Raw genomic sequence first — 24,172 nt, forward strand, 5'->3', positions numbered from 1 at the left:
AAGCATGCAAGACAACATCCACAACCTCACCCGCAGCACCGATGACGTCGTCATCGTCGGCGGTGGCCTCGCCGGACTCTTTTGTGCACTGAAGCTCGCGCCGCGGCCGGTAACCCTGATCTCGGCCGCCCCGCTCGGACAGGGCGCATCATCCGCCTGGGCGCAGGGCGGCATCGCAGCGGCCGTGGCCGAAGGCGATAGCCCGGAGGCGCACGCCGCCGACACCATCGCCGTCGGCGGCGGTCTTGTCGATGAAGCGGTTGCACTTGGCATCGCGCGCGAGGCCGCGCCACGGATTCACGATCTACTCGCCTATGGCGTGCCGTTCGACCGCGACCTCGAAGGCAAGCTCGCTGTCGGCCGCGAGGCCGCGCATTCGGCGCGACGCATCGTGCATGTGCGCGGCGACGGGGCCGGAGCCGCGATCATCGCGGCCCTGAGCGAGACCGTACGGCGCACGCCATCGATCCGGTTAATCGAAGGTCTCGTGGCCGAAGCGCTGTTGACCGAGGACGGCGCCGTCACCGGCCTTCAATTGCGCGAGGCCGGCAATCCCGCTGCACGTCCGCTCCTGCTTGCCTCTCGCGCGGTGGTACTGGCGACCGGCGGCCTCGGCCATCTCTATGCCGTCACCACCAACCCGCTCGAAGCCAGCGGCTCGGGCCTTGCGATCGCAGCACGCGCCGGCGCCGTGATCGCCGACCCTGAATTCGTCCAGTTCCACCCCACCGCCATCATGGCCGGCCGCGATCCGGCGCCGCTGGCAACCGAGGCGCTGCGCGGCGAAGGCGCGACGCTGATCAACGGCGATGGCGAACGTTTCATGCTCGCGCGCCATCCGCTCGCAGAGCTCGCGCCGCGCGACATCGTGGCCCGCGGCGTTTTCGCCGAGATAGCGGCCGGGCGGGGTGCCTTCCTCGATGCACGGCAGGCGCTCGGCACGGGCTTCGCTGACAAGTTCCCGACGGTGCATGCAAGCTGCATCACTGCCGGTATCGATCCCGCGACGCAGGCCATCCCGATCGCGCCGGCAGCGCATTACCACATGGGCGGCATCGCGGTGGACGAGCGCGGCCGCAGCTCGATCGACGGGCTCTGGGCCGGCGGCGAGGTATCGTCCACCGGCGCGCACGGTGCCAACCGGCTCGCCTCGAATTCGCTGCTGGAGGCGGTGGTCTACGCCGCCCGCATCGCCGACGACATCACCGGCCGCGCCATCCCCTCGCCCGCCCGCCTTCCCGATGCGTTGGTGACGTCACGTGGCGGCACGCCGGACGCTGCCGCCGTTAAGCGGTTGCGAACGATGATGAGCGCGCATGTCGGCGTGATCCGCGACGCTGACGGGCTCGCGGAGGCCGTCCGCAGCTTCGCCGCAGTCGAACGCGGGCCCGCAAGCATCGCTCTCCGCAACATGGCGGCTTCAGCCCTGCTCGTCGCGGCTTCCGCCTGGAGCCGGCGCGAGAGCCGCGGCGCGCATTTCCGCTCCGACCATCCGGCGGATGTCCCCGCGCTGGCGCAGAGAACGATGACCACTCTCACGGATGCACGTGAGATCGCGGAGAGCCTGAGCGAGCGTCCGCTGCCACGCACCGCCCGACCGATGATCGCCTGATGGAGTCCCCCATGATCACCCCGACCTCACTGCTCTACCCCGACGCCTTCCTGTCGCCGCTTGCGATCGACGAGGCCGTGCATCGCGCGCTCGACGAGGATCTCGGCCGCGCCGGCGACATCACCTCGCTTGCGACGATCCCGGAGGCGACCAAGGCGCAAGCCATCCTGGTCGCACGCCAGTCCGGCGTGATCGCAGGCCTTCCGCTGGCGCTGGCGACGCTGCAAAAGCTCTCGCCCGACATCGACGTGCGCGCGCATGTCCGCGACGCCGTTCGGGTTGCCCGCGGCCAGCACGTACTGACGATCACGGGCCCGGCGCGCGCCATCCTCACGGCCGAGCGGACCGCGCTGAATTTCGTCGGCAGGCTGTCGGGCGTCGCGACGCTCACGGCCGACTACGTCGCGCGGACCGAAGGCACCAAGATGCGCATCTGCTGCACGCGCAAGACCACGCCGGGATTGCGGGCGCTGGAGAAATACGCCGTGCGCTGCGGCGGCGGCTTCAACCACCGCTTCGGGCTCGACGATGCGATCCTGATCAAGGACAACCACATCGCCGTCGCCGGCGGCATCGGTGCGGTGCTGGAGCGCGCCCGCGCCCATGCCGGTCACCTCGTCAAGATCGAGATCGAGGTCGATACGCTTGCGCAACTCCGCGAGGTGCTCGGCACCGGGCTCGCCGATGCCGTGCTGCTCGACAACATGGACCTCGCGACGCTGCGCGAGGCTGTCAGGCTCAACGAGGGGCGGCTCCAGCTGGAAGCATCCGGCGGCGTCACGCTGGACTCGATCGCGTCAATCGCCGCGACCGGCGTCGACTACGCCTCTTCCGGCGCGCTGACGCATTCGGCTCCGAATTTCGACTGCGCGCTGGATATCGAAGCGTGATTTCTTCACCTCTCCCCGCAAGCGGGGCGAGGTGAAGGAAGACTACCTTCGCTCGATCGCGCCCATCTCGGCGGAGCTCTTGGCTTCCTGGGCGAGTTCGGCAGAGAGCGCCGCGGTCTGGGCCGGGGTGCCCCAGCTCGGTTCTTCGCTGCCGTCGCCCCAGGCGCGCGGGCGATAGAAGGTGTGGACGCCAGTCTTGTACATCTTCTTCATCTCGGCGACCCAGGACGGACGCACCCAGTAGGCGTGGTAGTGCGTGGACTTGCCGACTTCAGGCAGCCAGATCTGGCCGTCGAGCATCGCCTTCGAAATCTTTTTCGCGCGCTCCCACATCTCGGGCTCGCGGATCACGTCGGCATTGTTGTCGCAGGCGAAGGTGAACTGACACGCCAAATGGCGGTGCTTGTTCTGATAGACCGCGCCGCACACGGTGTCCGGATATTTGCCGGAGAAGACGCGGTTCATCACGACTTGTGCAACCGCCATCTGGCCGCGCACGGCCTCGCCGCGCGATTCGAAATAGACGGCTTCGGCGAGACATTTCTCGGACTTTGCGCGCGACTTGTCGTCGAGCGCGAGCCGCTCCGCCGGCGATCTGGCGCGCTGGTTGTCGGCATTGACCTCGCCCTTCGGCGCGACACTTTCGCCGCTTTCGATGTCCTTGGCGATCTCGGCCGACGGCGGCGACAGCGCGGCCGTCACCTTCATATCAGGGTCGGGCATCACGATCAGCGGCTCGGCGCCAGGCTGCCAGCTCTCGATGCTCTCGAGATTGCCGCCGAGCGAGGAGCTGCCGAAGAACAGGTTCGAGGTCTTGACGCGGAAGGGATCGCGCGGCGCTGCGGCTGGAAGGGTCGCCTGCTTCAGCGCCTCGAGCGGCTGGACCGCGAATGCGCGCGCTACGTCACTGGCTTGTGGCGGATTGGCATATTGCGGCAGCGGCGGCGCGCGCAGCGCTTCCTGAAGCTCGGGATCGAGCGCCGCCGCGGACTCCGGCGACATGATTTGCGGCACCGCGACGGTCTTGGCGCCGAACACCGAGCTGTTCGACGTCGCGGGATCATCCTGTGCCGGCGTTGCCGATGGTGCGGTCGTCTCGGGAGCCTGCGTGGGTGTGACGCTTGCGAGGCGATCCCCCTTCATGGAGCGATCGACCTTGGGAAAATCGGCGGCCTGGTAGCGCGGCGGCGCCTGAAGCGCGGGATTGCGGCTGATCGCGCCGGTGACGTCGCGACCATCCAGGCTCGCCAGGCGAACCATCGCGCTCTGCGGAAGCGACGTGCCGATCGGGCGGGAAAAACTGTAGGTGGCAAGCTGGATCGAGGACGCGGCAGAAAACACCTGCTTCTGCCAGCGCTCGGCGACGCCGGGCTGACGCGCCAGCAACGACGCGATATCCTGATAACCGGTCTCTCTCGGCATCAATGCGAAGATGCAGAGACCGATTCCGAAGGACGCGAACCGCGCGCCCTTCGGATGGTTACGCAACACTGACATCGACACGCTCACGCTACGCTTACGCCAGAAAAATCGAACCGCAGTACATCCGTACAATTCGATCTTTATCGTCAGTATCCAATTTAGGTTGCCGGGGCGTTAATCGGCGTTGCGCGTGCGGCACACTCAAGCGATTGCAGGTGTTTTCACGGGCAATGATGCACGTTGGTAAACGCCGCCTCTCCTAAAGCGGTAAACATTCGGTCAACACGAATGGTGAAGGAACTCTTGCGCGCGTCCCATTACGGGACGTGCGACGAGTTCCCTCCGCCGTCATTGCGAGCGTAGCGAAGCAATCCAGAGGCTATCCGCGGAGGCAGTCTGGATTGCTTCGCTGCGCTCGCAATGACGCGTGGATGGAGTGTCGTCTGAAATGAAAAGAGGCGGGGCTTTGCCCCGCCTCTCTCAACTCAATCCTGATCTCCGCGCTTACGCCTGGCTCGCGATCGCCTTGCCGAGCGCGGCCTGTGCCGCCGCGAGGCGGGCGATCGGCACGCGGTAAGGCGAGCAGGAGACGTAGTCGAGGCCGATGTTGTGGCAGAAGGCGACGGAGGCGGGATCGCCGCCGTGCTCGCCGCAGATGCCGACCTTGAGCTTCGGGCGCGTCTTGCGGCCGCGCGCGACGCCGATCTTGACGAGCTCGCCAACGCCTTCCTGGTCGAGCGCGACGAAGGGATCGACCGACAAGATGCCCTTCGACACGTAGGGACCGAGGAAGCTCGCCGCGTCGTCGCGGCTGATGCCGTAGGTGGTCTGCGTGAGGTCGTTGGTGCCGAACGAGAAGAACTCGGCGCTCTCGGCGATCTCGGCCGCGAGCAGGCAGGCGCGCGGCAGCTCGATCATGGTGCCGACCTGATAGGTCAGCTTGGTGTTGGTGTCGCGCATCACGGCTTTCGCGGTGGCATCGATGCGCGCCTTGACGAGGTCGAGCTCCATCTTGGTGGCAATCAGCGGCACCATCACCTCGAGGCCGACGGCCTTGCCGGTGCGCTTCTCGGCCTCGACTGCGGCTTCGAAGATCGCGCGCGCCTGCATCTCGGCAATCTCCGGATAGGCGATCGCGATGCGGCAGCCGCGGAAACCGAGCATCGGATTGAACTCCGAGAGCTCGCGCGCGCGGTCGGCCAGACGCCGCGGGTCGGTGTTCATGGCGCGCGCCACTTCCTCGACCTCGGCATGGGTGTGCGGCAGGAATTCATGGAGGGGAGGATCCAGAAGCCGGATCGTGACGGGCAGGCCCTTCATGATCTCGAACAGCTCGACGAAGTCGGCGCGCTGCATCGGCAGCAGCTTTGCGAGCGCGGCGCGGCGCGACTGCTCGTCCTCGGAGAGAATCATCTCGCGAACCGTGCGGATGCGCGTCTCCTCGAAGAACATGTGCTCGGTGCGGCAGAGGCCGATGCCTTCCGCGCCGAACTTGATCGCGGTGCGCGCATCCTCCGGCGTGTCACCGTTGACGCGCACGCCGATCTTGCGGACCTGGTCGGCCCATTTCATCAGCGTGCCGAACTCGCCGGACAGCTCCGGCTCGATCATCGGCATCCGGCCGGCGAGCACCTGGCCGAGCGAACCGTCGATGGTGATGACGTCGCCGGTCTTGAAGGTGCGGGAGCCGATGCTCATGGTGCCGCGGCCGTAGTCGACACGGATGGTGCCGCAGCCGGAGACGCAGGGCTTGCCCATGCCGCGCGCGACCACCGCCGCGTGCGAGGTCATGCCGCCGCGGGTGGTCAGGATGCCTTCGGCGGCGTGCATGCCGTGGATGTCTTCCGGGCTGGTCTCGATGCGGACGAGAATCACTTTACGTCCGTCGCCCTGGAGCTTGGCCGCTTCATCCGAAGAGAACACGATCTCGCCGGAGGCCGCACCGGGCGAGGCCGGCAGGCCGGTCGCGATGACGTCGCGCTTGGCGTCGGGATCGATGGTCGGATGCAGCAGCTGGTCGAGCGAGGCGGGATCGATCCGCGTCACCGCTTCCTTCTTCGAGATCAGCCCTTCATTGGCGAGTTCGACCGCGATGCGCAACGCCGCCTTGGCGGTACGCTTGCCGCCGCGGGTCTGGAGCATCCACAGCTTGCCCTGCTCGACCGTGAACTCCATGTCCTGCATGTCGCGGTAGTGCTTCTCGAGCAGCGTGTAGATCCGCGTCAGCTCCTTGAAGGCTTCCGGCATCGCCGCTTCCATCGACGCCTTGTCGGAACCGGATTCCTTGCGCGCTTCCTCGGTGATGTCCTGCGGCGTGCGGATGCCCGCCACCACGTCCTCGCCCTGCGCGTTGATCAGGAACTCGCCGTAGAGCTTGCTCTCGCCGGTCGATGGGTTGCGGGTGAAGGCGACGCCGGTCGCCGACGTCTCGCCCATGTTGCCGAACACCATGGCCTGCACGTTGACCGCGGTGCCCCAGGATTCCGGAATGTCGTGCAGCCTGCGATAGGTCACCGCGCGCGCGTTCATCCAGGATGAGAACACCGCGCCGATCGCGCCCCAGAGCTGGTCGTGCGGATCCTGCGGGAAATCCTTGCCGGTCTCGCGCGCGACCGCGTCCTTGTACTTGCCGACCAGTCCGACCCAGTCCTCGGCGCTGAGGTCCGTGTCGAGCGTATAGCCCTGGCTGTCCTTGAAGGTGTCGAGGATTTCCTCGAAGTGATGGTGCTCGAAGCCGAGCACCACGTCCGAATACATGGTGATGAAGCGGCGATAGCTGTCATAGGCGAAGCGACGGTCGCCCGACAGTTCCGACAGCGCTTCCACGGTCTCGTCGTTGAGGCCGAGATTGAGCACGGTGTCCATCATGCCCGGCATCGAGGCACGCGCGCCGGAGCGCACGGAGACGAGCAGCGGGTTCTTGACGTCGCCGAACACCTTGCCGGTCAACTTGCCGACATGGTCGAGCGCCTTCTCAACCTGCGACTGCAATTCCTTCGGATAGGACTTGTCGTGTGCGTAGAAGTAGGTGCAGACCGAGGTCGGGATGGTGAAGCCGGGAGGCACGGGAAGGCCGAGATTGGCCATCTCGGCGAGGTTGGCGCCCTTGCCGCCAAGCAGGTCGCGCATCTCCGTCCGGCCCTCGGCCTTGCCGTCGCCGAACGTGAACACCCATTTGCCGGCCTTGGCCGCGGCTGGCGCCGCCTTGGCGGGCGCGGCCTTTTTGGGGGCGGGCTTCACGGCAACCTTCGGCGCAGCCGACTTGGCCGCAGCCTTCGCCGCGGGCTTCGCAGCCGTCTTTGGAGCGGACTTTGCAGCCGTCTTGGCCACCGGCTTCGGGGCGCTCTTCAACGTGCTCTTGGCGAGCGCCTTGCGAGCCGCCGGCGCGGCTTTCGCCGCGGCGGAGGACTTTGATTTCGCTGGCGTTTTCGCTGGAGTTTTATTGGGCTTCGAGGCGGCTTTGGCCATAGCTTGCACACAACCTGCGAGAGGAATGGGAAATCGCGCGCCTTACACCACTTTGGGCAGGCCCGCGCAAGTCGAAGAGTTCCGGAAAATGAAGGCCTAGAGATGGAGCCACTTCAACAATCCGAGCCCGATCGCACCATTTATGATGAGAAAGATCGCGACGATCAGGTTGAGAAGGCGCGGCATGATCAGGATGAGCACGCCCGCAAGCAGCGACAGAAGCGGCGAGATGTGGGCGACGGTGATGTGCATGAAATGTCTTTCCGTGACGTGAGGCGAATCGCGGCTGGATCATACCGGACCGGGTTCCGCGGGTAGAGACGCACAAGAGGCGAGCAGGTTCCCGGCTTCGCGAAAACTGCCCGAAATTGCCGCCGATGCGGCAGGGGTTTCCCGGAACATTGCGAAGGGGACATGCATTGGCAACCGGTCGCGCCAGTAGCGCCGGCTGAAACCAGTTCGAAGGAGTTGCCCATGCGGAACAGGATTCTCGCCCTCGCCGCGCTTGGCGCCGCGCTCGGCTCGCCGATTGCAGCGTCTGCGCAATCCGGTCTCACCGTTGGCCGCGCGCCTGTTGTCGTCGACAGCGGCCCGACGATTGCGGTCGAAGAGAGGCCGGCATTTCGCGAATATGTCGTCGAGCAACGTGTGCCGGCCTTCCGTGTCCCGGATCGCGTGGTGGTCGGCGCCACCTTACCCGAAAGCGGCGTCACTTATTATGACGTGCCGCAACGTTTCGGCGCCACCACCTACCGCTACACCGTCGTGAACGGCGCAACCGTGCTGGTCGAGCCGCGCTCGCGGCGCGTCGTCGAGGTGATGGACTAGATTCTCGTCTGAACGCGTTTTCTTCACGCGAACCGGTATCCACTTCGCTTGAAAACGCTTCCGATCAACTCGATGTCCGGCGTGTCACTTCAATCAGGCTGGCGCGCATCGCGTAGTACGGACATCAGGCCCCGCCCGGTTCTCCCCCCGCCGGGCGGGGCTTTTTTGTGTGCTCTCGTGTCCCGGACGCGACGCAGCGCGCAGCGATGCGGCGCAGAGCCGGGACCCAGAATCTTTGTGAGGCTAACATGGGCCCCGGCTCTGCAGCGCACCGCTGAAGAAGCGCCGCGCTGCGTCCGGGGCACGAGAGCCCTCAATCCTGGATTTTCGAGAAATCCGCGACCGCACGCGTGGCGCTGCGGATCTCGTTGAGCAGCTTCAGCCTGTTCTCACGCACCTTCGGATCGTCGTCGTTGACGCGAACCTTGTCGAAGAACGCATCGACTGGCGGACGCAGCTTCGCCATCGCACTCATCGCCGCGGCAAAATCTTCCCTGGCGACGGCAGCGCTCGCCTCCACCTTGACCTCGCCGATCGCCTTCGCCAGCGCCTTCTCCTCAGCGAGGCCATAGAGCGCAGCATCCGGCGCGCCGTCGAACGCGCGCTTGTCCTTCTTCTCCTCGATGCCGAGAATGTTACTCGCACGCTTGATGCCGGCGAGCAGGTTCTTGCCGTCATCGCTATCGAGGAATTTGCCCAGCGCTTCGACACGGCGGACGATCATCAGGAGATCGTCCTGGCCGCCGAGCGCAAACACGGCGTCGACGAGATCGTGACGCGCACCCTGCTCGCGGAGCTGAACCTTCAGGCGGTCGGCGAAGAAGGCGAGCAGATCACCGACCAGTGAGGCAAGATTATCGGCTTCGATCGGTCCACCTTTTTTTCGGAGGAACGTCGGATTTGGGGTCGGATTACGAACGATTCGAACAATGTCCTCAAACGCAGCGTCGCTGCCGCGCATGATATGAAGCGCGATTGCATCCTGGAAAATCGGCGTCAGGGAAATACGATCGCTCTGCTCCAGGATAATCCTGATCACGCCCAGCGCCGCGCGACGCAGCGCATACGGGTCCTTCGATCCCGTCGGCTTCTCGTCGATCGCCCAGAAGCCGACGAGCGTGTCGATCTTGTCCGCAAGCGCGACCGCGACGCTGACCGGATCGGTGGGTACGCGATCGGTAGGCCCCTGCGGCTTGTAGTGCTCCTCACACGCCGCCGCGACGGACGCGTCCTCGCCCTGGGCGAGCGCGTAATACTTGCCCATCAGTCCCTGCACTTCAGGGAATTCACCGACGACTTCCGTCAGCAAATCCGCCTTTGCCAGATGCGCGGCACGCGTCGCCTTCGCGACATCGGCGCCGACCAAAGGCGCGATCTCGGCAGCGAGGCGCTCGATGCGCTTGATGCGCGCAGCCTGCGTGCCGAGCTTCTCGTGGAACACGATCTGCTCGAACTTCGGCAGCCGGTCTTCCAGCTTCGTCTTGAGGTCGGTCTCATAGAAGAACTTCGCATCCGACAGACGCGGACGGATCACGCGCTCGTTGCCTGATACGATGACCTTGCCGCCGTCGGCCGCCTCGATATTCGCCGTGAGGACGAACTTGTTGGTCAGCTTCCCCGTCTTGGCATCCCTGACGACGAAGCACTTCTGGTTGTTGCGGATGGTGGCGCGGATCACCTCTTCCGGGATCGCGAGATACTCTTCTTCGAACGATCCCATCATCACGACGGGCCATTCGACGAGGCCCGAAACCTCGTCCAGCAGCACCTGATCCTCGACCAGCTCGAACCCTTGCGCGAACGTCAGCTCCTTGGCGTCGGCGAAGATGATGTCCTTGCGCGCCTGCGGATCGAGGATGACTTTGGCGGCTTTCAGCTTCGCTTCGTAGTCCTCGAAGCGGCGCACGTTGATCGCCGCCGGCGCCATGAAGCGATGGCCGTAGGTGGTCTGGCCTGTCTCGATGCCGTCGACCGAGAATTTGACGACATCGGGCTCTTCCGTTTCGGGCCCGAAGGTCGCGGTGATCGCGTGCAGCGGACGCACCCAGCTCAGCGATCCCGGTTTTGCGGAGCGCGCGCCCCAGCGCATCGATTTCGGCCAGGGGAAGGTGCGGATGATGACGGGCAGGATTTCGGCGAGCACGTCGATCGCGTCGCGGCCGGGCTTTTCGATCAGCGCGATGTAGAAGTCGCCCTTCGGGTCGCGCTGGATCTTGGCTTCATCGAGCGAGTTTAGACCCGTCGCCTTCAGAAAACCCTGCACGGCCGCATCGGGCGCGCCCATTTTCGGACCGCGGCGTTCGGTCTTCAGATCGGGCTGGCGCGCGGGGATGCCGTGCACGGTGAGCGCAAGGCGGCGCGGCGTCGCGAACGCCTTCGCACCCTCGTAGACGAGGCCCTCGGCGACGAGCTTGTCGGTGACCATGCGGCGCAGATCGTCGGCCGCCTTGGCCTGCATGCGCGCGGGGATTTCTTCCGAGAACAGTTCAAGCAAAAGATCGGGCATCAGGCCGCTCCGCCCGCTTCAGTATGGATCCAGGCCTCGCCGCAGGCCTTGGCCAGCTCGCGCACGCGGAGAATGTAGCTCTGCCGCTCGGTCACGGAGATCACGCCGCGCGCATCGAGCAGGTTGAAGACATGGCTCGCCTTGATGCACTGATCGTAGGCCGGCAGCGCCATCAGATGCGCCTCGCGCTTGCCGTCCTTCCAGCCTGCCTCCAGGTACTTTCTGCACGCAGCCTCGGCCATCTTGAACTGCTCGAACAGCATCGCGGTGTCGGCGACTTCGAAATTGTGCTTCGAATATTCCCGCTCGGCCTGCAGGAAGACGTCGCCATAGGTCACCTTGGCGTCGCCCTCGCGGCCATTGAAGTTGAGGTCGTAGACGCGGTCGACGCCCTGCACATACATCGCGAGGCGCTCGAGCCCGTAGGTGAGCTCGCCGGCCACAGGCGCGCATTCAAAACCCGCAACCTGCTGGAAATAGGTGAACTGGCTGACTTCCATGCCGTCGCACCAGCATTCCCACCCCAAGCCCCAGGCGCCCAGCGTCGGGCTTTCCCAATCGTCCTCGACGAAGCGGATGTCGTGCACGGCGGAATCGATGCCGATCGCGGCGAGCGACTTCAGGTACAGCTCCTGAAGGTTCGGCGGCGACGGCTTCATGATCACCTGGAACTGGTAGTAGTGCTGCATCCGGTTCGGATTCTCGCCGTAGCGGCCGTCCTTGGGCCGGCGCGAGGGCTGCACGTAGGCGGCGTTCCACGGCTTCGGCCCAAGCGCGCGCAGCGTGGTTGCCGGATGGAAGGTGCCCGCGCCCATCTCCATGTCGTAGGGCTGCAGGATCACGCAGCCCTGCTCGGCCCAGAACCGCTGGAGCGCGAGGATGAAGCCCTGGAACGAGCGTTCCGGGCGCATATGGGCGGGCAATGAGGCGTCCATCGTCAGATCAGGCTCTCGCGGGGGGTTTTGAATCGCGCGGGACCGTATCGACGGCGAGGATGGGAATCAAGGCAAAGGGGGCGGTTTCGGGCCGATCAGCCCCTCACCCCGAACGGTGCGGTAGGGTGGGCAAAGGCGCCCTTGCGCCGTGCCCACCATCTTTCCGGGACTGCGACTGCTGGTGGGCACGCTACGCTTTGCCCACCCTACGGCACTGTGGAAAGGCGCAGCTAACCCGGGCGATACGCTCCGGTCACGGGGTCACGTTTCAGCTTCTGAATATCCCCGGCATGGGCGGCTTCAGCGACGCGCGACAGGCGCATCTCCTCCAGCTCATGGTTGATCCGGACAGCGGTCTTGTAGGCCCAGCGGACCACGGCAAGCCCGCCCAGGACGCCCGCGAAAGCAACAAACGGCGGCATCGGTCGATCCTTGTCTAGTGCTCAGCCCCCACAGACATTCTTGCGCAGACCGGGCCGCGCCGCAATTGGCTCGGCCCGGACCAAATGGCGCGGGAGGGTGTCGCCTAGAACCCGAATTTCGCCCAAATCGCCCGCGTCTCGACCGCCGAGATCAGCTCGTCCGGCAGGCCGGCCATTGATTCCATGGCCGAAAGCTGCCCCGCACCGGGCGATTTCCGCCCCAAAATGCCCGAGAGCAAACCGGTCGGCTGCGCAATCACGGGGGTGAGAACCTTCTCGCCATAGCGGGCACGAAGAGTTGAGCGGAGATCGCCGATGCCGTCGGCGAGCCCCAGCGCGATCGAACTCTCGCCGGCCCAGTATTCGCCGGTGAACAGGGTGTCGTCGGCGCCCTTCAGCCGCGCGCCGCGGCTCTCCTTCACCAGCGCGATGAAGATCTGGTGGATTTCGCGCTGGAGCACCTTCAGCCTCGCCACGTCGTCGGGGTTTTCCGGAAGGAACGGATCGAGCATCGCCTTGTGCGCGCCGGCCGTGTAGAGCCGCCGCTCGATGCCGAGCCGCTTGATCGCCTCCTGGAAACCAAAGCTGCCGCCGACCACGCCGATCGAGCCGAGGATGGAGGACGGATCGCAGATGATCTCGTCGCCGGCGCAGGCGATCATGTAGCCGCCGGACGCCGCGACGTCCTCGACGAACACCAGCACGGGCAGCTTCTTCTCTGCCGCGAGCTGCTTGATGCGCAGATAGATCTGGCGCGACTGCACCGGCGAGCCGCCGGGCGAATTGATCACCAGCGCCACCGCCTTGGCGTTCCGGTACGAAAACGCCCGTTCCAGCACCCGCGCAACGCCCGCGAGCGTCATCCCCGGGCGCAGCGGCGTCACCGCACCGATCACACCGGACAGCCGCACCACCGGCACCACCGCCGTGCCGGGACGGAAGCGCGCCGGCAGATATTGCATGAGCTTGTCGGCCAGGCCGGAACCCTCACGATCGTTCAATTGTTCGGCCATGCCGTTACCTCTGCTTAACCATTTCTTATCACGCGACTGTCATTGGAAGTGCCTGGAACGTGTTTTGCAGATTTCCCGTTGGGAAGCTGCAATGAGGCAGCGGAGAACACCATGAAAATCTATCTGCTGCTGCTGCTGGTCGGTGCGCTGTTCATGGCGATCCGCCTGACGACCCCGCAAGAGCAGCAATCGGAATCGCTTCCGCAGTAAGCCGTCGCGGCTCCGCCAGCGGCAAGAGCGCCCTGCCCTCCAGGATCTCCGTCACCTGATTTTTAGGCACGCCTGACTCGTCGTTGAGCATGAGGCCCGGCAGCAGTCGTGTCGGAGCCCGGCCACCTTTGACCGCGCGCACCAGCACGCGGATCGCGGGCCGTCCCGCCTCGCCGTGAACCGGCAGGATCGACAGACTGCCGAAGCCGCGTGACAGCGCAGTCAAAACCTCCGCGATCCCATCGGCGCGCCAGATCAGGGTCAGCGCGCCGTCCGATCGGAGGATGCGCCGCGCCGCATGCACCCATGCATTGAGCGTCTCCTCCCTCGCAACATGCGCGGTGCGGCGCGCCTGATCGGGCGAACCGCGATGGCGTGCGGGATCGTTGAAGGGCGGGTTCATCAGCACCACGTCGACGCTGTCAGCCGCGAGGCCATTTGCCGCAAACGCCTGCGCGTCGGCCGTCACGTCGAGCACGATCGTCTCCGCGGCAATTCCATTCGCCGCCGCATTGGCGCGTGCAAGCTCCGCCAGTTCCGGATCAATCTCCACCAGGCTCAGCCCGATACCGGCGACGCGCCGGCCGAGCGCCAGGCCGGCCGTGCCGATGCCGGCGCCGAGATCGACCACGCGGTCGCCCGCCCGCGCTTCCGTCGCCGCCGCGAGCAGGATGGCGTCATGCCCGGCGCGGTGGCCGGACCGCTTCTGCCTCAAGCGCAATTGCCCGCCGAGAAAGGCGTCCTCGGTGAAGTCTGTGAGAACGTCAATCATCGCCGCGCAGTTCATGGCTGAGGCCGGCCTCGGTGAGGAGCTCCCTGGCCTCCCGGGCGTCCTCCTCATGGACCAGGATCCGCCGCGGCAGGATGCCCAGCGACCCCTCGATAATGCTCATGTTCTGGTCCAGCACCAGATGATGGATGTTGGCGCCGTCGAGCAGCGCGCCGATCGCCGACACCAGCACAATGTCGTTGGTCCGAACCAGTTCACGCAAAACGCAGGTCTCCTGCCTGAAAGGGGGCTAAAGCGGCAAATGTCAATGGTTCCGCAGGCCTTGCCGCATCCGCTGCCAGTTTCTATTGTCTTTCCATCAGAATAGCCCTTCCGGGGCAAATATTGGAGACCGGCGTGGCCGTCATCGTACCTTTCGAAACTCCCGGCGCGTCGATCGAAGAGCTGGTTGCCCTTGTCGCCGGTGACATGGAGCGCGTCAACGCCACGATCCTGTCGCGGACCGGGTCGGACGTAACCATGATCCCGGAGGTCGCCAACCATCTGATCTCCTCCGGGGGCAAGCGCCTGCGGCCCATGCTGACGCTCGCCATGGCCAACCTCGCCGGCTACAGCGGGGACGGTCACATCAAGCTCGCAGCAAGCGTAGAGTTCATGCATACCGCGACCCTGCTCCACGACGACGTGGTCGACGAGAGCGAGATGCGCCGCGGCAAGCTGTCGGCGCGCATGCTCTGGGGCAATGAGGCGAGCGTGCTGGTCGGTGACTTCCTGCTCGGCCAGGCGTTCCGCATGATGGTCGAGGTCGGCTCGCTCCGCGCGCTCGACATCCTCTCCGCCGCGGCCGCCACCATCGCCGAGGGCGAGGTGATGCAGCTTGCGGCCGCCAAGAACACCGCGACCACCGAGGACGAATATCTCGCCGTGATCCGCGGCAAGACCGCCGAGCTGTTCGCGGCCGCCTGCGAGGTCGGCCCCGTCATCGCCAATCGCCCGAAGGCGGAGCAGACCGCGTGCCGCTCGGTCGGCATGAATCTCGGCATCGCCTTCCAGCTCGTCGACGACGTGCTCGACTATGGCGGCAAGAGCGCAAAGCTCGGCAAGAACACCGGCGACGATTTCCGCGAGGGCAAGATCACGCTCCCGGTCGTGCTCGCCTTCCGCCGCGGCAACGACACCGAGCGCGCCTTCTGGATCCGGGCACTGGAGCGCGGCGAGATCGGCGACACCGACCTCGACCATGCCATCGGCCTGATGAACAAGCACCGCGCGCTGGAAGATACGCTCAGCCGCGCCCAGCACTACGGCGCCATGGCCGTCGACGCGCTGGCGCTGTTCCCGTCCTCGCCGATGAAGAGCGCGCTGGAGCAGGTGGTCGCGTTCTGTCTGGCCCGGTCGCATTAGGACTTGGCGTTTTTAGCGCGCGCGACGGCAACATGCTTGATGTCGTCCCGGCGACGGCCGCGACGACGCTGGTAAAGTAACGCCGCTCCTGCTTCCACCCCATCATTGCGAGCGCAGCGAAGCAATCCAGAATCCCTTCGCGGAGACAGCCTGGATTGCTTCGCTGCGCTCGCAATGACGGAGTATGGCGCGCGGCCATTGTTCGCCGACTCTCATTTCAGTCACGGCGACAACTCAAATCACAGCGACAGCTGCTGCGGTTCTCGGGGCTCGTTCCCCCACACCTACCGCTGCCCACCCAGTAACTTGCATTTTGCAATCCACTCCCCTACCTTCCCGGTCATGCAGCCCAAATCCCCCTCCATCCTGGAATGCCCGGTCGGCCGCGCCGTCGAGACGGTCGGCGAATGGTGGAGCATCCTGATCTTGCGGGATGCCTTCCAGGGCGCGACGAAGTTCGACGAATTTTCGCAAAGCCTCGGCATCGCGCCGAACATCCTGTCGCGGCGCCTTGCCCATCTCACCGAGAGCGGCATGTTCGTCCGCCGCCGCTATCACGAACGGCCGCCGCGGTACGAATATGTGCTGACGGAGAAGGCGCGGGATTTCTTCCCCGTGGTCGTGGCGCTGCTGGCCTGGGGCAACAGGCATCTCGCGCCCAAGGGCGAATCCATCGTGCTGGCGAATCGGAGCGACGCTCGCCCGTTCGATCCGATCGTGGTCGATGCCGCCGATATGCGTCCGATCACCCTCGCCAATGCGGTCGTCGTCCCGGGTCCCCGCGCCAGCCGCGGGATGCGCAAGCGGCTCGCCTCGCTCAAAGCCATGAACCCGGCCGTTGCGCCGGCTGGAGACTGACATGCGTCGTATCGTCGTGACGGGAATGGGGGCGGTGTCGCCGCTCGGCTGTGGTGTTGAACTCTCCTGGCGCCGGCTGCTGGCCGGCCAGAGCGGGCTGCGCCCTCTGCCGGAATGGTCGCAGGCACTGCCCGCCCGCATTGCCGGTCTCGTCCCCGACAAGGCCGAAGATGCCGAAGGCGGCTTCGATCCCGCGCAAGCCGCCGCGCCAAAAGACCAGCGCAAGATGGACCGCTTCATCCTGTTCGCCCTGCTAGCGACCGCAGAGGCGGTCGCGCAGGCCGGATGGACGCCGCAGGACGCGAGCGCACAGGAACGCACCGCGACGATCATCGCTTCCGGCGTCGGCGGCTTCCCGGCAATGGCGGAGGCGGTGCGCATCACCGAGCAGCGCGGCGCGCGACGGCTCTCGCCTTTCACGATCCCCTCGTTTCTCGCCAATCTCGCCGCCGGCCACGTCTCGATCAAATACGGCTACAAGGGCGCGCTGGGCACACCGGTCACGGCCTGTGCCGCCGGCGTCCAGGCGATCGGCGATGCCGCGCGCATGATCCGCGCAGGCGAAGCCGATGTCGCGATCTGCGGCGGCGCGGAGGCCTGCATCGATATCGTCAGCATCGGCGGCTTTGCCGCGGCACGCGCGCTGTCGAGCGGATTCAACGACGAGCCCGCGCGCGCCTCGCGCCCGTTCGATCGCGATCGCGACGGCTTTGTCATGGGCGAAGGCGCGGGCATCCTGGTGATCGAGGAGCTGGAGCATGCACTGGCGCGCGGCGCCTCCCCGATTGCGGAGATGCTACGGCACGACGGCCGACGCCTATCACATGACGTCGGGCCCGCCCGACGGCGACGGCGCCCGCCGCGCCATGGAGCTCGCGCTGCGCCAGGCGAACCTTGCCCCCGCGGATTTGCAGCATCTGAACGCGCATGCGACGTCGACGCCGGCCGGCGACGAAAGCGAGCTCGGCGCGATCGTCGCGCTGTTCGGCCGCAACCGGAACATCGCGGTGAGCGCGACCAAATCGGCCACCGGCCATCTGCTCGGCGCCGCCGGCGGCCTCGAGGCGATCTTCGCTATCCTCGCCTTGCGCGACCAGGTCGCGCCGCCGACGCTCAATCTCGAAAACGCAGATCCCGGCGCGGAGGGCATCGACATCGTCTCAGGCAGCGCCCGGCCGATGCCGATGCTCAACGCCATCTCCAATGGATTTGGCTTCGGCGGGGTGAATGCCAGCGCGATCTTCCGCCGGATGGGCTGAACAAGAGGCCTTGCAATCGCAGCACGCTTCGTTACCAAAACGGGATGATCGAAACGAATTTCTGGCTGTTCCTGGCCGCAGCGTGCCTCATTGCCGCCGTTCCCGGCCCCGGCATCTTCTATGTCGCGGCACGGACCTTGTCGGAGGGACGCGCCAGCGGCTTTGCGTCAACCGCGGGCACGGCGCTGGGCGGGCTGGTTCATGTCGTCGCGGGCAGCCTCGGCATCTCCGCGATCATCCTTGCCAGTGCGGAGCTGTTTGCCGCCGTAAAATTCATCGGCGCGCTCTATCTGATCTGGCTCGGTATCAAGACCTTCCGCACCGCCGGCCGCGCGCTCTCGCTGGAGAGCGAGCCCGTCGGCGACAGGCGCGCGTTCCGCGACGGCGTGCTGGTCGAGGCGCTGAACCCGAAGACCGCCGCATTCTTCCTCGCCTTCATTCCGCAGTTCCTCGATCCCGCCGGGTCGAGCCCCACGCTGCAATTCATCGTGCTCGGCGCGATCTCGGTGATCCTGAACACGCTCGCCGATGTCGTCGTGGTGCTGATGGCAACTGCAACGCGCACGCAGCTGATTGGCAGGCCGCATCTGATGCGGCGTCTCGCGCAGGGCTCGGGCGTCTTCATCGCCGGCCTTGGCCTCTCGCTCGCGCTGGCGCGGCGGCCGGTGAATGGGTAGGGGAACGCAACACGATGCTCGCCCCGCAAAGCCGCTTCTACGAATCACACGGCCTGCGGCTGCACTATGCCGATTGGGGCAATGACGGCGCGCCCGTCGCCATCCTGGTCCATGGCGGCCGCGATCATTGCCGGAGCTGGGACGCCATCGCCCGCTCGCTTCAGCCGCATTTTCACGTGGTCGCGCCCGATCTGCGCGGTCATGGCGATTCCGACTGGACCAAGGGCGGCAGCTACGCGCTGACCGAGTATGTCTATGATCTCGCGCAGCTCATTCGCAGCATCGCAGCGCCTCAAGTGATTCTCATCGGTCATTCCATGGGCGGCATGGTGAGCCTGATCTTTTCAGGGTCGTTCCCCGAGCTGGTCACGAAGCTCGTCGTGCTCGACGGCGTCACCATGTTGCCGGACACCGCCAAGGCGCCGACGCATGAGCGCATCAGCAAATGGGTCAGCCAGCTCGACAGGCTGCACGACCGCACGCCGCGCCGCTATTCGACCCTCGAAGACGCGGCCGCGCAGATGGTGCTTCACAACAAGCGCCTCGCCCGCGACCTCGCGCTGCATCTTGCAACGCACGGCGCGCGGCGGAACGAGGACGGCACCTATAGCTGGAAGTTCGATCCCTACCAGCGCGCCTCTGCGCCGCACCGGCTCTGGCCGGACGATCACGTGGCGCTGTGGTCGCGCATCACCAGTCCGACGCTGCTGCTGAATGCCGGGGAAAGCTTTCTCGCGGGCGCCAGGGCCGCAGGCCTGGAACGCTATTTCCCGCAGGCGCGTGTCAAGACCATCGCCGGCGCGGGGCACTGGCTGCAGCATGACAAGCCGCAAGAGGTGTTGGGTGAGATCCGGCGGTTTCTCGGGCTGGCCGAAGAGAGCGGCTAGCTCCACTGCCGTAGGGTGGGCAAAGGCGCGAGAGCGCCGTGCCCACCATGCTTTCAGTTCGGGCGGTAGAAGTGGTGGGCACGCTTCGCTTTGAATCGTAGCCCGGATGAAGCGCAGCGTAATCCGGGGCCGCTGCGGCGGAAGAATCCCGGATTGCGCTTCGCTCCATCCGGGCTACGTATCGCGGCCGGGGAGATACCTAGCTCAACGTCCCCGCATGCACCCACCAGCCGGGGTGGTCGCGCCGGATCTTTTCCGCGGCGGCGTGCGCCTCGTTCGCTGCGCCGTAGATCGCAAAGCACGTCGCGCCGGAGCCGGACATGCGGGCAAGCTTGACGCCGGCGGAGTCACGCAAGGCTTCGAGCACCACGCCGATCACCGGCTCGATGCGCAGCGCAGGGGCTTCGAGATCGTTGGCCACGGTTTCGAGAACGTCGAGCCAATCGGCAACGGAGGCGCCCTCGTCCGGCCAGGCCGGCGCGTCGAGGACGGAAGTGGCGCCCACCAGCAATTCGCCGTTGCGCAGGCCCAGCGCCTGGAACACGTCCTTGGTGGCGACCGGCACGCGCGGATTGACCATCACGCAGGGCATGCTCGGCAGCGCGAGCGGCAGCAGCTGCTCGCCGACGCCGGTCATGTCACAGGCGCGCGAGACCAGGCACACCGGCACATCGGCACCGGTCGCGAGCGCGACTTTCTGCAAGCGCGGATCATCGAGCGACAGATTGTTGAGACGCGCGAGCAGCCGCAGCGCCGCCGCGGCATCGGCCGAGCCGCCGCCGATGCCGGCCGCGACGGGAAGCACCTTGTCGAGCGCGAAGGCCCCGAGCTTCAGGTCCGGCACGGCCTCGGCCAGCAGCATGGCCGCCTTGACCACGAGATTGTCGGCCATATCGCCGCAGGCCGCGGCCAGCGGCCCGGTGGTGACGAGCTTCAGCTCGCCTCCCGGCTCCAGCGTCAGCTGGTCAGCACAGTCGGCAAACGCGACCACGCTTTCGAGATCATGATAGCCGTCGGCGCGACGGCCGACGACGCGAAGGCTCAGATTGACCTTCGCGCGCCCTTCTTCAATCAACGCCGACATTGGCGATCAGCCCCCAAACGCACTTCACTCTCTCGCATGATCTCCGCGCAAACGCTCCGCGTTTGTCGCGCGGGAAAACCGCTACACACTTTTCCGGATCATGCGGATTAGCCGCCCTTGCCGTCGTCCTTCTTCTTGTCCGCCTGCGCGGCCGAAGAGTTCGAATCGTCGGTCATACCGTTGGAGATCTTGGCCTCGATCTTCGGAAGCTCCTCCGGCTCAGGCTTGAGATCGCGCGCGTGGGCCCACTGGAATTTCGCTTCCAGCGTGCGGCCGACGCGCCAATAGGCATCGCCAAGGTGATCGTTGATGGTGGGATCCTCGGGCTTGAGGTCGATCGCGCGCTCGAGGTTCTTCACCGCCTCTTCGTAATTGCCGATGCGGTAATAGGCCCAGCCGAGGGAGTCGACGATGTAGCCATCGTCGGGACGCTGCTCGACGGCGCGCTTGATCATCTTCATGCCTTCGTCGAGATTCACGCCCTGGTCGATCCAGGAATAGCCGAGATAGTTGAGGACGTGCGGCTGGTCGGGCTGGAGCTCGAGCGCCTTCTTCATGTCGGCTTCGGCCTTGCTCCACTCCTTAGAGCGCTCCTCGCAGATGCCGCGATAATAATACCAGACGCTGTTGGCCTTGTCGTTGCCGGCCGGCAGCACATCGACGCCCCGCGAATAGGTCGCGCCGCAATCGCCGAACTTCTTGCGGCCGCGCTCGATATTGCCGAGCGCCATGATGGCTTCGAGATCCTTGGAATCGTCCGATGTGACGCCCTTGAGGATCTTGATCGCCTCGTCGGTGCGGTCGGCGGAATCCAGATCGATCGCGAGCTGGATCTGCGCGTTGCGCTTCAACGGCGAGGTCGCGGGCACCCGCTCATAAACCTTGATCGCCATCTGCGGTCGCTTCACCGATTCATAGAGATCGGCGAGCGAGAGCAGCGCCAGCGGATGGGTCGGCTGGAGATAGAGCGAGAGCTGGAGATAGACCAGCGCCAGATCCTCGCCGCCGCGGCGGGTCAGCGTGGCGCCGATGCCGTAGAGCGCTTCGGCGGCACCGGCTTGGGCGGAGTCGGCCAGCGGCGGCATCTTCTTGCCGGCCTTGGTGTCGCGCAGGCCTTCCACGATCAGCGGATGGCGGGCGAGCTTCTTGTCGAAAGCCAGGTAGACGGTGGTCGCGGCCGCGGAATCCTTGTTGCGCGACAGCCAGCGCGCATAGGCCTCGGTGACGCGCAGCATGGAATCATCGAGCTTGTAGGCGCGCTCGAAGCGGACGCCGGCGTCCTTCTCCTTGCCGGAGAGCTCTAGGATCATGCCGGCATGGAGGTCCTTGAACAGCGGATACCATTCCGGACCGGCGAGCTTGTCGATGGTGGCGACGCCGCCCTTGGCATCGCCCGCGCCATAGGCGGCCCAGCCGGACAGCAGCGTGGCGACGAGATCGGTGATCGGACCGCGGATCGACTGGTTGATGTTGGTTTGCGCGGTCGCGTATTTCTTCATCTTGAGATCGTGCACCCCGACGACGAGACGCGCGACGCGGTTGGTCTTGTCGATGGTCAGGACGCGCTCGGCGAGCTTGACCGCCTCGTCGATGTCACCGTCGGCAACCGACGAGATGAAGGCGCGATCGAGCAGCTCGTTGTTCTTGGGATCGGTGCGGAGCGCCGAGCGGTAGAAGGCGGCGGCCGAGGCCGCATCGCGCTCGACGCTGGCGTGGCGGGCAGCGAGATAGCTGCCGGAGGTCGTCAGCGACTTCAGATCGTTCCGGGTCGGAAATTGCGCCGCCGTGTCGGACGGATGGTCCGGCGTCTGCGCCAGGACCGCGCCGGGGACCGTCGCAATCGCGGTGCCCATGAGGGCGATGGCGGCAACAGTCCAGCGGTTGAAACGATTTGAGAACATCAGGGGCTCGCCTTGAGTTGTAGTGCCTGGGTTTGCAGCAGTAGGCCGTATCGCATGCGAACGCGGCCGGTGGCATGGGGACCCGGAACCGTTGGGCCGACAATGCCGCTTTTGGCGCTTCACCGCAAGGATTCGGGCATGCGCCCCCCTCCGCACGCCCCAAACCGGCCGACAACGCCCCAAGACGCTGCCAACATGGCCTTATCGTGGCCGCGGACCGCACCCCCGGGCCGGTTCTCACGCGAACGTGCGTCACAATGCCGGGGGCACGTCACATTGGCCCCGGCTTGATCGCTTTGGTCCAATGATCCCGGCTTAGATGGCCTGGCTTACATGGCCTCGTAGTTCGGACCGCCGCCACCCTCCGGGGGAACCCAGGTGATGTTGCCGTTGGGGTCCTTCACGTCGCAGGTTTTGCAGTGGACGCAGTTCTGGGCATTGATCTGGAAGCGCGGGCTCGAGCCTTCCTCGACCCACTCATAGACGCCGGCCGGGCAATAGCGATTCGAGGGACCGGCGAACACGTCGTGCTCCGAGGTCTTCTGCAGGTTCATGTCGGCGACCTTGAGATGGACCGGCTGGTCCTCCTCATGATTGGTGTTGGACAGGAACACCGACGAGAGCTTGTCGAACGAGATCTTGCCGTCCGGCTTCGGGTAGTTCTTCGGCGCGTGGCTCTTCGCCGGATCGAGGGTGGCGCGATCGGGCTTCGCATGCGACTGCGTGCCGAACAGCGAGCCACCGAACAGCGTGTTGCACCACATGTCGAAGCCACCGAGCGCGACGCCGAGCACGGTGCCGAACTTCGACCATAGCGGCTTGACGTTGCGGACCAGGAACAGATCCTTGCCGACCGACGAGGACCGCCAGGCGTTCTCGTAGTCGACGATCTCGTCATTGGCACGACCGGCAGCGAGCGCGGCCGTGACATGCTCAGCGGCGAGCATGCCGGTGCCCATCGCATTGTGCACGCCCTTGATGCGAGGCACGTTGACGAAGCCGGCCGCGCAGCCGACCAGCGCGCCGCCGGGGAAGCTCAGCTTCGGCACCGACTGGTAGCCGCCTTCGGTGATGGCGCGCGCGCCATAGGCGAGCCGCTTGGCGCCCTCGAAGGTGCCGCGGATCGAGGGATGGGTCTTGAAGCGCTGGAACTCGTCGAACGGCGACAGATACGGATCGTCGTAGTTCAGATGCACGACGAAGCCGACGGCGACGAGATTGTCGTCATAGTGATAGAGGAACGAGCCGCCGCCGGTCTTGAGGTCGAGCGGCCAGCCGAACGAATGCTGGATCATGCCCTTCTGGTGCTTGGCGGGATCGATCTGCCAGACTTCCTTGAGGCCGATGCCGAATTTGCCCGGCTCGCTGTTGGTATCGAGCGCAAACTTCGCGATCAGCTGCTTGGTCAGGCTGCCGCGCGCGCCTTCGGCGAACAGCGTGTACTTGCCGAGCAATTCCATGCCACGGGTGAAGGAGTCCTTCGGCTTGCCGTCGCGGCCGATGCCCATGTCGCCGGTGGCGATGCCCTTCACCGCGCCCTGCTCGTCATAGAGCACCTCGGCTGCGGCAAAGCCCGGATAGATCTCGACGCCGAGCGCCTCGGCCTTGCGCGCCAGCCAGCGGCAGACATTGCCGAGCGAGCCGATATAACAGTGATGATTGTCCATCAGCGGCGGCATGATGAAGTTCGGCAGCTTGATCGCGCCGCCTCCCGTCATCCAGTAGAAGCGGTCGTCCTTCACCTGCGTCTTCAGCGGACAGTCGGAATCCTCGCGCCAGTCCGGGATCAGCTTGTCGAGCCCGGCCGGATCGATCACGGCGCCGGAGAGGATGTGCGCACCGACCTCGGAGCCCTTCTCCACCACGACGACGTTGAGATCGGCATTGAGCTGCTTCAGCCGGATCGCAGCCGCCAGGCCAGACGGGCCGGCGCCGACGATGACGACGTCGAATTCCATGGATTCGCGCGGGGGAAGTTCTTCGGTGCTCATCTGATCTCAGCCCTTGAGACGGTTCCTCGTCATTTGCGCCCCCTTGTTTCCGATTTTTCCGGGTAGGACAACCAC

The 24,172-nt window shown here is 65.7% G+C and carries 19 protein-coding genes and 1 pseudogene; 8 read left to right on the top strand and 12 right to left on the bottom strand.

Annotation, left to right across the window (positions count from 1 at the left end; translation table 11 throughout):
• Positions 1–4: 4 nt before the first annotated feature.
• Together OWC48_RS20245 and nadC are read left to right on the top strand one after the other, a co-directional pair.
• A complete protein-coding gene (locus tag OWC48_RS20245) occupies positions 5–1,612 on the top strand; it encodes an L-aspartate oxidase (protein ID WP_282521534.1) in 1,608 nt (535 codons plus the stop codon).
• Positions 1,613–1,623: 11 nt separating this feature from the next.
• Positions 1,624–2,502 (top strand): carboxylating nicotinate-nucleotide diphosphorylase, encoded by an 879-nt coding sequence (gene nadC / locus OWC48_RS20250; protein ID WP_282521535.1) that lies wholly within the window; start codon positions 1,624–1,626, stop codon positions 2,500–2,502.
• Positions 2,503–2,544: 42 nt separating this feature from the next.
• On the opposite strand, the gene OWC48_RS20255 is transcribed toward nadC, so the two are convergent.
• From OWC48_RS20255 to OWC48_RS20265, 3 genes are all read right to left on the bottom strand, one after another.
• The gene (locus tag OWC48_RS20255) at positions 2,545–3,999 is read right to left on the bottom strand and encodes a cell wall hydrolase (RefSeq protein WP_282521536.1); all 1,455 of its coding nucleotides are present in this window, start codon (positions 3,997–3,999) and stop codon (positions 2,545–2,547) included.
• Between the two features lie 429 nt (positions 4,000–4,428).
• A complete protein-coding gene (gene ppdK, locus OWC48_RS20260; protein WP_282521537.1) occupies positions 4,429–7,392 on the bottom strand; it encodes a pyruvate, phosphate dikinase in 2,964 nt (987 codons plus the stop codon).
• A 96-nt stretch (positions 7,393–7,488) separates the two neighbouring features.
• The gene (locus OWC48_RS20265) at positions 7,489–7,644 is read right to left on the bottom strand and encodes a DUF3096 domain-containing protein (protein ID WP_014497329.1); all 156 of its coding nucleotides are present in this window, start codon (positions 7,642–7,644) and stop codon (positions 7,489–7,491) included.
• A 222-nt stretch (positions 7,645–7,866) separates the two neighbouring features.
• Between OWC48_RS20265 and OWC48_RS20270 the strand changes: the two genes are divergently transcribed.
• Positions 7,867–8,220 carry a DUF1236 domain-containing protein gene (locus OWC48_RS20270; protein WP_282521538.1) on the top strand — a complete coding sequence of 118 codons (354 nt, stop codon included), beginning with the start codon at positions 7,867–7,869 and terminating at the stop codon, positions 8,218–8,220.
• 313 nt (positions 8,221–8,533) lie between these two features.
• Here the strand turns inward: OWC48_RS20270 and glyS are convergent, their stop codons facing one another.
• The 6 genes from glyS to OWC48_RS20300 all read right to left on the bottom strand — a co-directional run bounded on the left by glyS (position 8,534) and on the right by OWC48_RS20300 (position 14,298).
• Positions 8,534–10,726, bottom strand: a complete 2,193-nt coding sequence (gene glyS, locus OWC48_RS20275; RefSeq protein WP_282521539.1) for a glycine--tRNA ligase subunit beta — start codon at positions 10,724–10,726, stop codon at positions 8,534–8,536.
• Positions 10,726–11,661: a glycine--tRNA ligase subunit alpha gene (locus tag OWC48_RS20280; protein ID WP_282521540.1), complete on the bottom strand. Its 936-nt coding sequence runs from the start codon at positions 11,659–11,661 to the stop codon at positions 10,726–10,728. The genes glyS and OWC48_RS20280 overlap by 1 nt, the downstream gene beginning before the upstream one ends.
• Before the next feature lie 230 nt (positions 11,662–11,891).
• On the bottom strand, positions 11,892–12,083 hold the full coding sequence (locus OWC48_RS20285) for a hypothetical protein (RefSeq protein WP_071916131.1): 192 nt from the start codon (positions 12,081–12,083) through the stop codon (positions 11,892–11,894).
• 104 nt (positions 12,084–12,187) lie between these two features.
• A complete protein-coding gene (locus OWC48_RS20290) occupies positions 12,188–13,096 on the bottom strand; it encodes a S49 family peptidase (RefSeq protein WP_282521541.1) in 909 nt (302 codons plus the stop codon).
• 151 nt (positions 13,097–13,247) lie between these two features.
• Positions 13,248–14,078 carry a tRNA1(Val) (adenine(37)-N6)-methyltransferase gene (locus OWC48_RS20295; protein ID WP_282521542.1) on the bottom strand — a complete coding sequence of 277 codons (831 nt, stop codon included), beginning with the start codon at positions 14,076–14,078 and terminating at the stop codon, positions 13,248–13,250.
• A complete protein-coding gene (locus OWC48_RS20300) occupies positions 14,071–14,298 on the bottom strand; it encodes a DUF2007 domain-containing protein (protein WP_282521543.1) in 228 nt (75 codons plus the stop codon). The genes OWC48_RS20295 and OWC48_RS20300 overlap by 8 nt, the downstream gene beginning before the upstream one ends.
• 134 nt (positions 14,299–14,432) lie before the next feature.
• Between OWC48_RS20300 and OWC48_RS20305 the strand changes: the two genes are divergently transcribed.
• The 5 genes and pseudogenes from OWC48_RS20305 to OWC48_RS20325 all read left to right on the top strand — a co-directional run bounded on the left by OWC48_RS20305 (position 14,433) and on the right by OWC48_RS20325 (position 19,121).
• Complete coding sequence (locus tag OWC48_RS20305) at positions 14,433–15,440, top strand: polyprenyl synthetase family protein (protein WP_282521544.1); 1,008 nt, start codon at positions 14,433–14,435, stop codon at positions 15,438–15,440.
• 342 nt (positions 15,441–15,782) lie between these two features.
• On the top strand, positions 15,783–16,298 hold the full coding sequence (locus tag OWC48_RS20310; protein ID WP_282521545.1) for a helix-turn-helix domain-containing protein: 516 nt from the start codon (positions 15,783–15,785) through the stop codon (positions 16,296–16,298).
• Position 16,299: 1 nt separating this feature from the next.
• Positions 16,300–17,557 (top strand): annotated as a pseudogene (gene fabF / locus OWC48_RS20315) (beta-ketoacyl-ACP synthase II).
• A gap of 44 nt (positions 17,558–17,601) precedes the next feature.
• Positions 17,602–18,234: a LysE family translocator gene (locus tag OWC48_RS20320; RefSeq protein ID WP_282521546.1), complete on the top strand. Its 633-nt coding sequence runs from the start codon at positions 17,602–17,604 to the stop codon at positions 18,232–18,234.
• 14 nt (positions 18,235–18,248) lie between these two features.
• On the top strand, positions 18,249–19,121 hold the full coding sequence (locus tag OWC48_RS20325; protein WP_282521547.1) for an alpha/beta fold hydrolase: 873 nt from the start codon (positions 18,249–18,251) through the stop codon (positions 19,119–19,121).
• A 199-nt stretch (positions 19,122–19,320) separates the two neighbouring features.
• On the opposite strand, the gene OWC48_RS20330 is transcribed toward OWC48_RS20325, so the two are convergent.
• From OWC48_RS20330 to OWC48_RS20340, 3 genes are all read right to left on the bottom strand, one after another.
• The gene (locus OWC48_RS20330; protein ID WP_282521548.1) at positions 19,321–20,205 is read right to left on the bottom strand and encodes a 4-(cytidine 5'-diphospho)-2-C-methyl-D-erythritol kinase; all 885 of its coding nucleotides are present in this window, start codon (positions 20,203–20,205) and stop codon (positions 19,321–19,323) included.
• Between the two features lie 107 nt (positions 20,206–20,312).
• Positions 20,313–22,106, bottom strand: coding sequence for a tetratricopeptide repeat protein (locus OWC48_RS20335; RefSeq protein WP_282521549.1), 1,794 nt, complete (start codon positions 22,104–22,106; stop codon positions 20,313–20,315).
• A 329-nt stretch (positions 22,107–22,435) separates the two neighbouring features.
• Complete coding sequence (locus OWC48_RS20340) at positions 22,436–24,097, bottom strand: electron transfer flavoprotein-ubiquinone oxidoreductase (protein ID WP_282521550.1); 1,662 nt, start codon at positions 24,095–24,097, stop codon at positions 22,436–22,438.
• Positions 24,098–24,172: the final 75 nt, after the last annotated feature.

The sequence above is a fragment of the Bradyrhizobium sp. Arg816 genome, assembly GCF_029989365.1.
Lineage (GTDB): Bacteria > Pseudomonadota > Alphaproteobacteria > Rhizobiales > Xanthobacteraceae > Bradyrhizobium.

Excerpts from the sequence above, each read along its gene's own strand:
- OWC48_RS20295 (WP_282521542.1), bottom strand. The coding sequence starts at position 14,078 with ATGATTGACGTTCTCACAGACTTCACCGAGGACGCCTTTCTCGGCGGG.
- OWC48_RS20310 (WP_282521545.1), top strand. The coding sequence starts at position 15,783 with ATGCAGCCCAAATCCCCCTCCATCCTGGAATGCCCGGTCGGCCGCGCC.
- OWC48_RS20285 (WP_071916131.1), bottom strand. The coding sequence starts at position 12,083 with ATGCCGCCGTTTGTTGCTTTCGCGGGCGTCCTGGGCGGGCTTGCCGTG.
- OWC48_RS20335 (WP_282521549.1), bottom strand. The coding sequence starts at position 22,106 with ATGTTCTCAAATCGTTTCAACCGCTGGACTGTTGCCGCCATCGCCCTC.
- OWC48_RS20290 (WP_282521541.1), bottom strand. The coding sequence starts at position 13,096 with ATGGCCGAACAATTGAACGATCGTGAGGGTTCCGGCCTGGCCGACAAG.
- OWC48_RS20270 (WP_282521538.1), top strand. The coding sequence starts at position 7,867 with ATGCGGAACAGGATTCTCGCCCTCGCCGCGCTTGGCGCCGCGCTCGGC.
- OWC48_RS20265 (WP_014497329.1), bottom strand. The coding sequence starts at position 7,644 with ATGCACATCACCGTCGCCCACATCTCGCCGCTTCTGTCGCTGCTTGCG.
- OWC48_RS20325 (WP_282521547.1), top strand. The coding sequence starts at position 18,249 with ATGCTCGCCCCGCAAAGCCGCTTCTACGAATCACACGGCCTGCGGCTG.
- OWC48_RS20330 (WP_282521548.1), bottom strand. The coding sequence starts at position 20,205 with ATGTCGGCGTTGATTGAAGAAGGGCGCGCGAAGGTCAATCTGAGCCTT.
- glyS (WP_282521539.1), bottom strand. The coding sequence starts at position 10,726 with ATGCCCGATCTTTTGCTTGAACTGTTCTCGGAAGAAATCCCCGCGCGC.
- OWC48_RS20340 (WP_282521550.1), bottom strand. The coding sequence starts at position 24,097 with ATGAGCACCGAAGAACTTCCCCCGCGCGAATCCATGGAATTCGACGTC.
- nadC (WP_282521535.1), top strand. The coding sequence starts at position 1,624 with ATGATCACCCCGACCTCACTGCTCTACCCCGACGCCTTCCTGTCGCCG.
- OWC48_RS20320 (WP_282521546.1), top strand. The coding sequence starts at position 17,602 with ATGATCGAAACGAATTTCTGGCTGTTCCTGGCCGCAGCGTGCCTCATT.
- OWC48_RS20280 (WP_282521540.1), bottom strand. The coding sequence starts at position 11,661 with ATGGACGCCTCATTGCCCGCCCATATGCGCCCGGAACGCTCGTTCCAG.
- OWC48_RS20245 (WP_282521534.1), top strand. The coding sequence starts at position 5 with ATGCAAGACAACATCCACAACCTCACCCGCAGCACCGATGACGTCGTC.
- OWC48_RS20255 (WP_282521536.1), bottom strand. The coding sequence starts at position 3,999 with ATGTCAGTGTTGCGTAACCATCCGAAGGGCGCGCGGTTCGCGTCCTTC.
- ppdK (WP_282521537.1), bottom strand. The coding sequence starts at position 7,392 with ATGGCCAAAGCCGCCTCGAAGCCCAATAAAACTCCAGCGAAAACGCCA.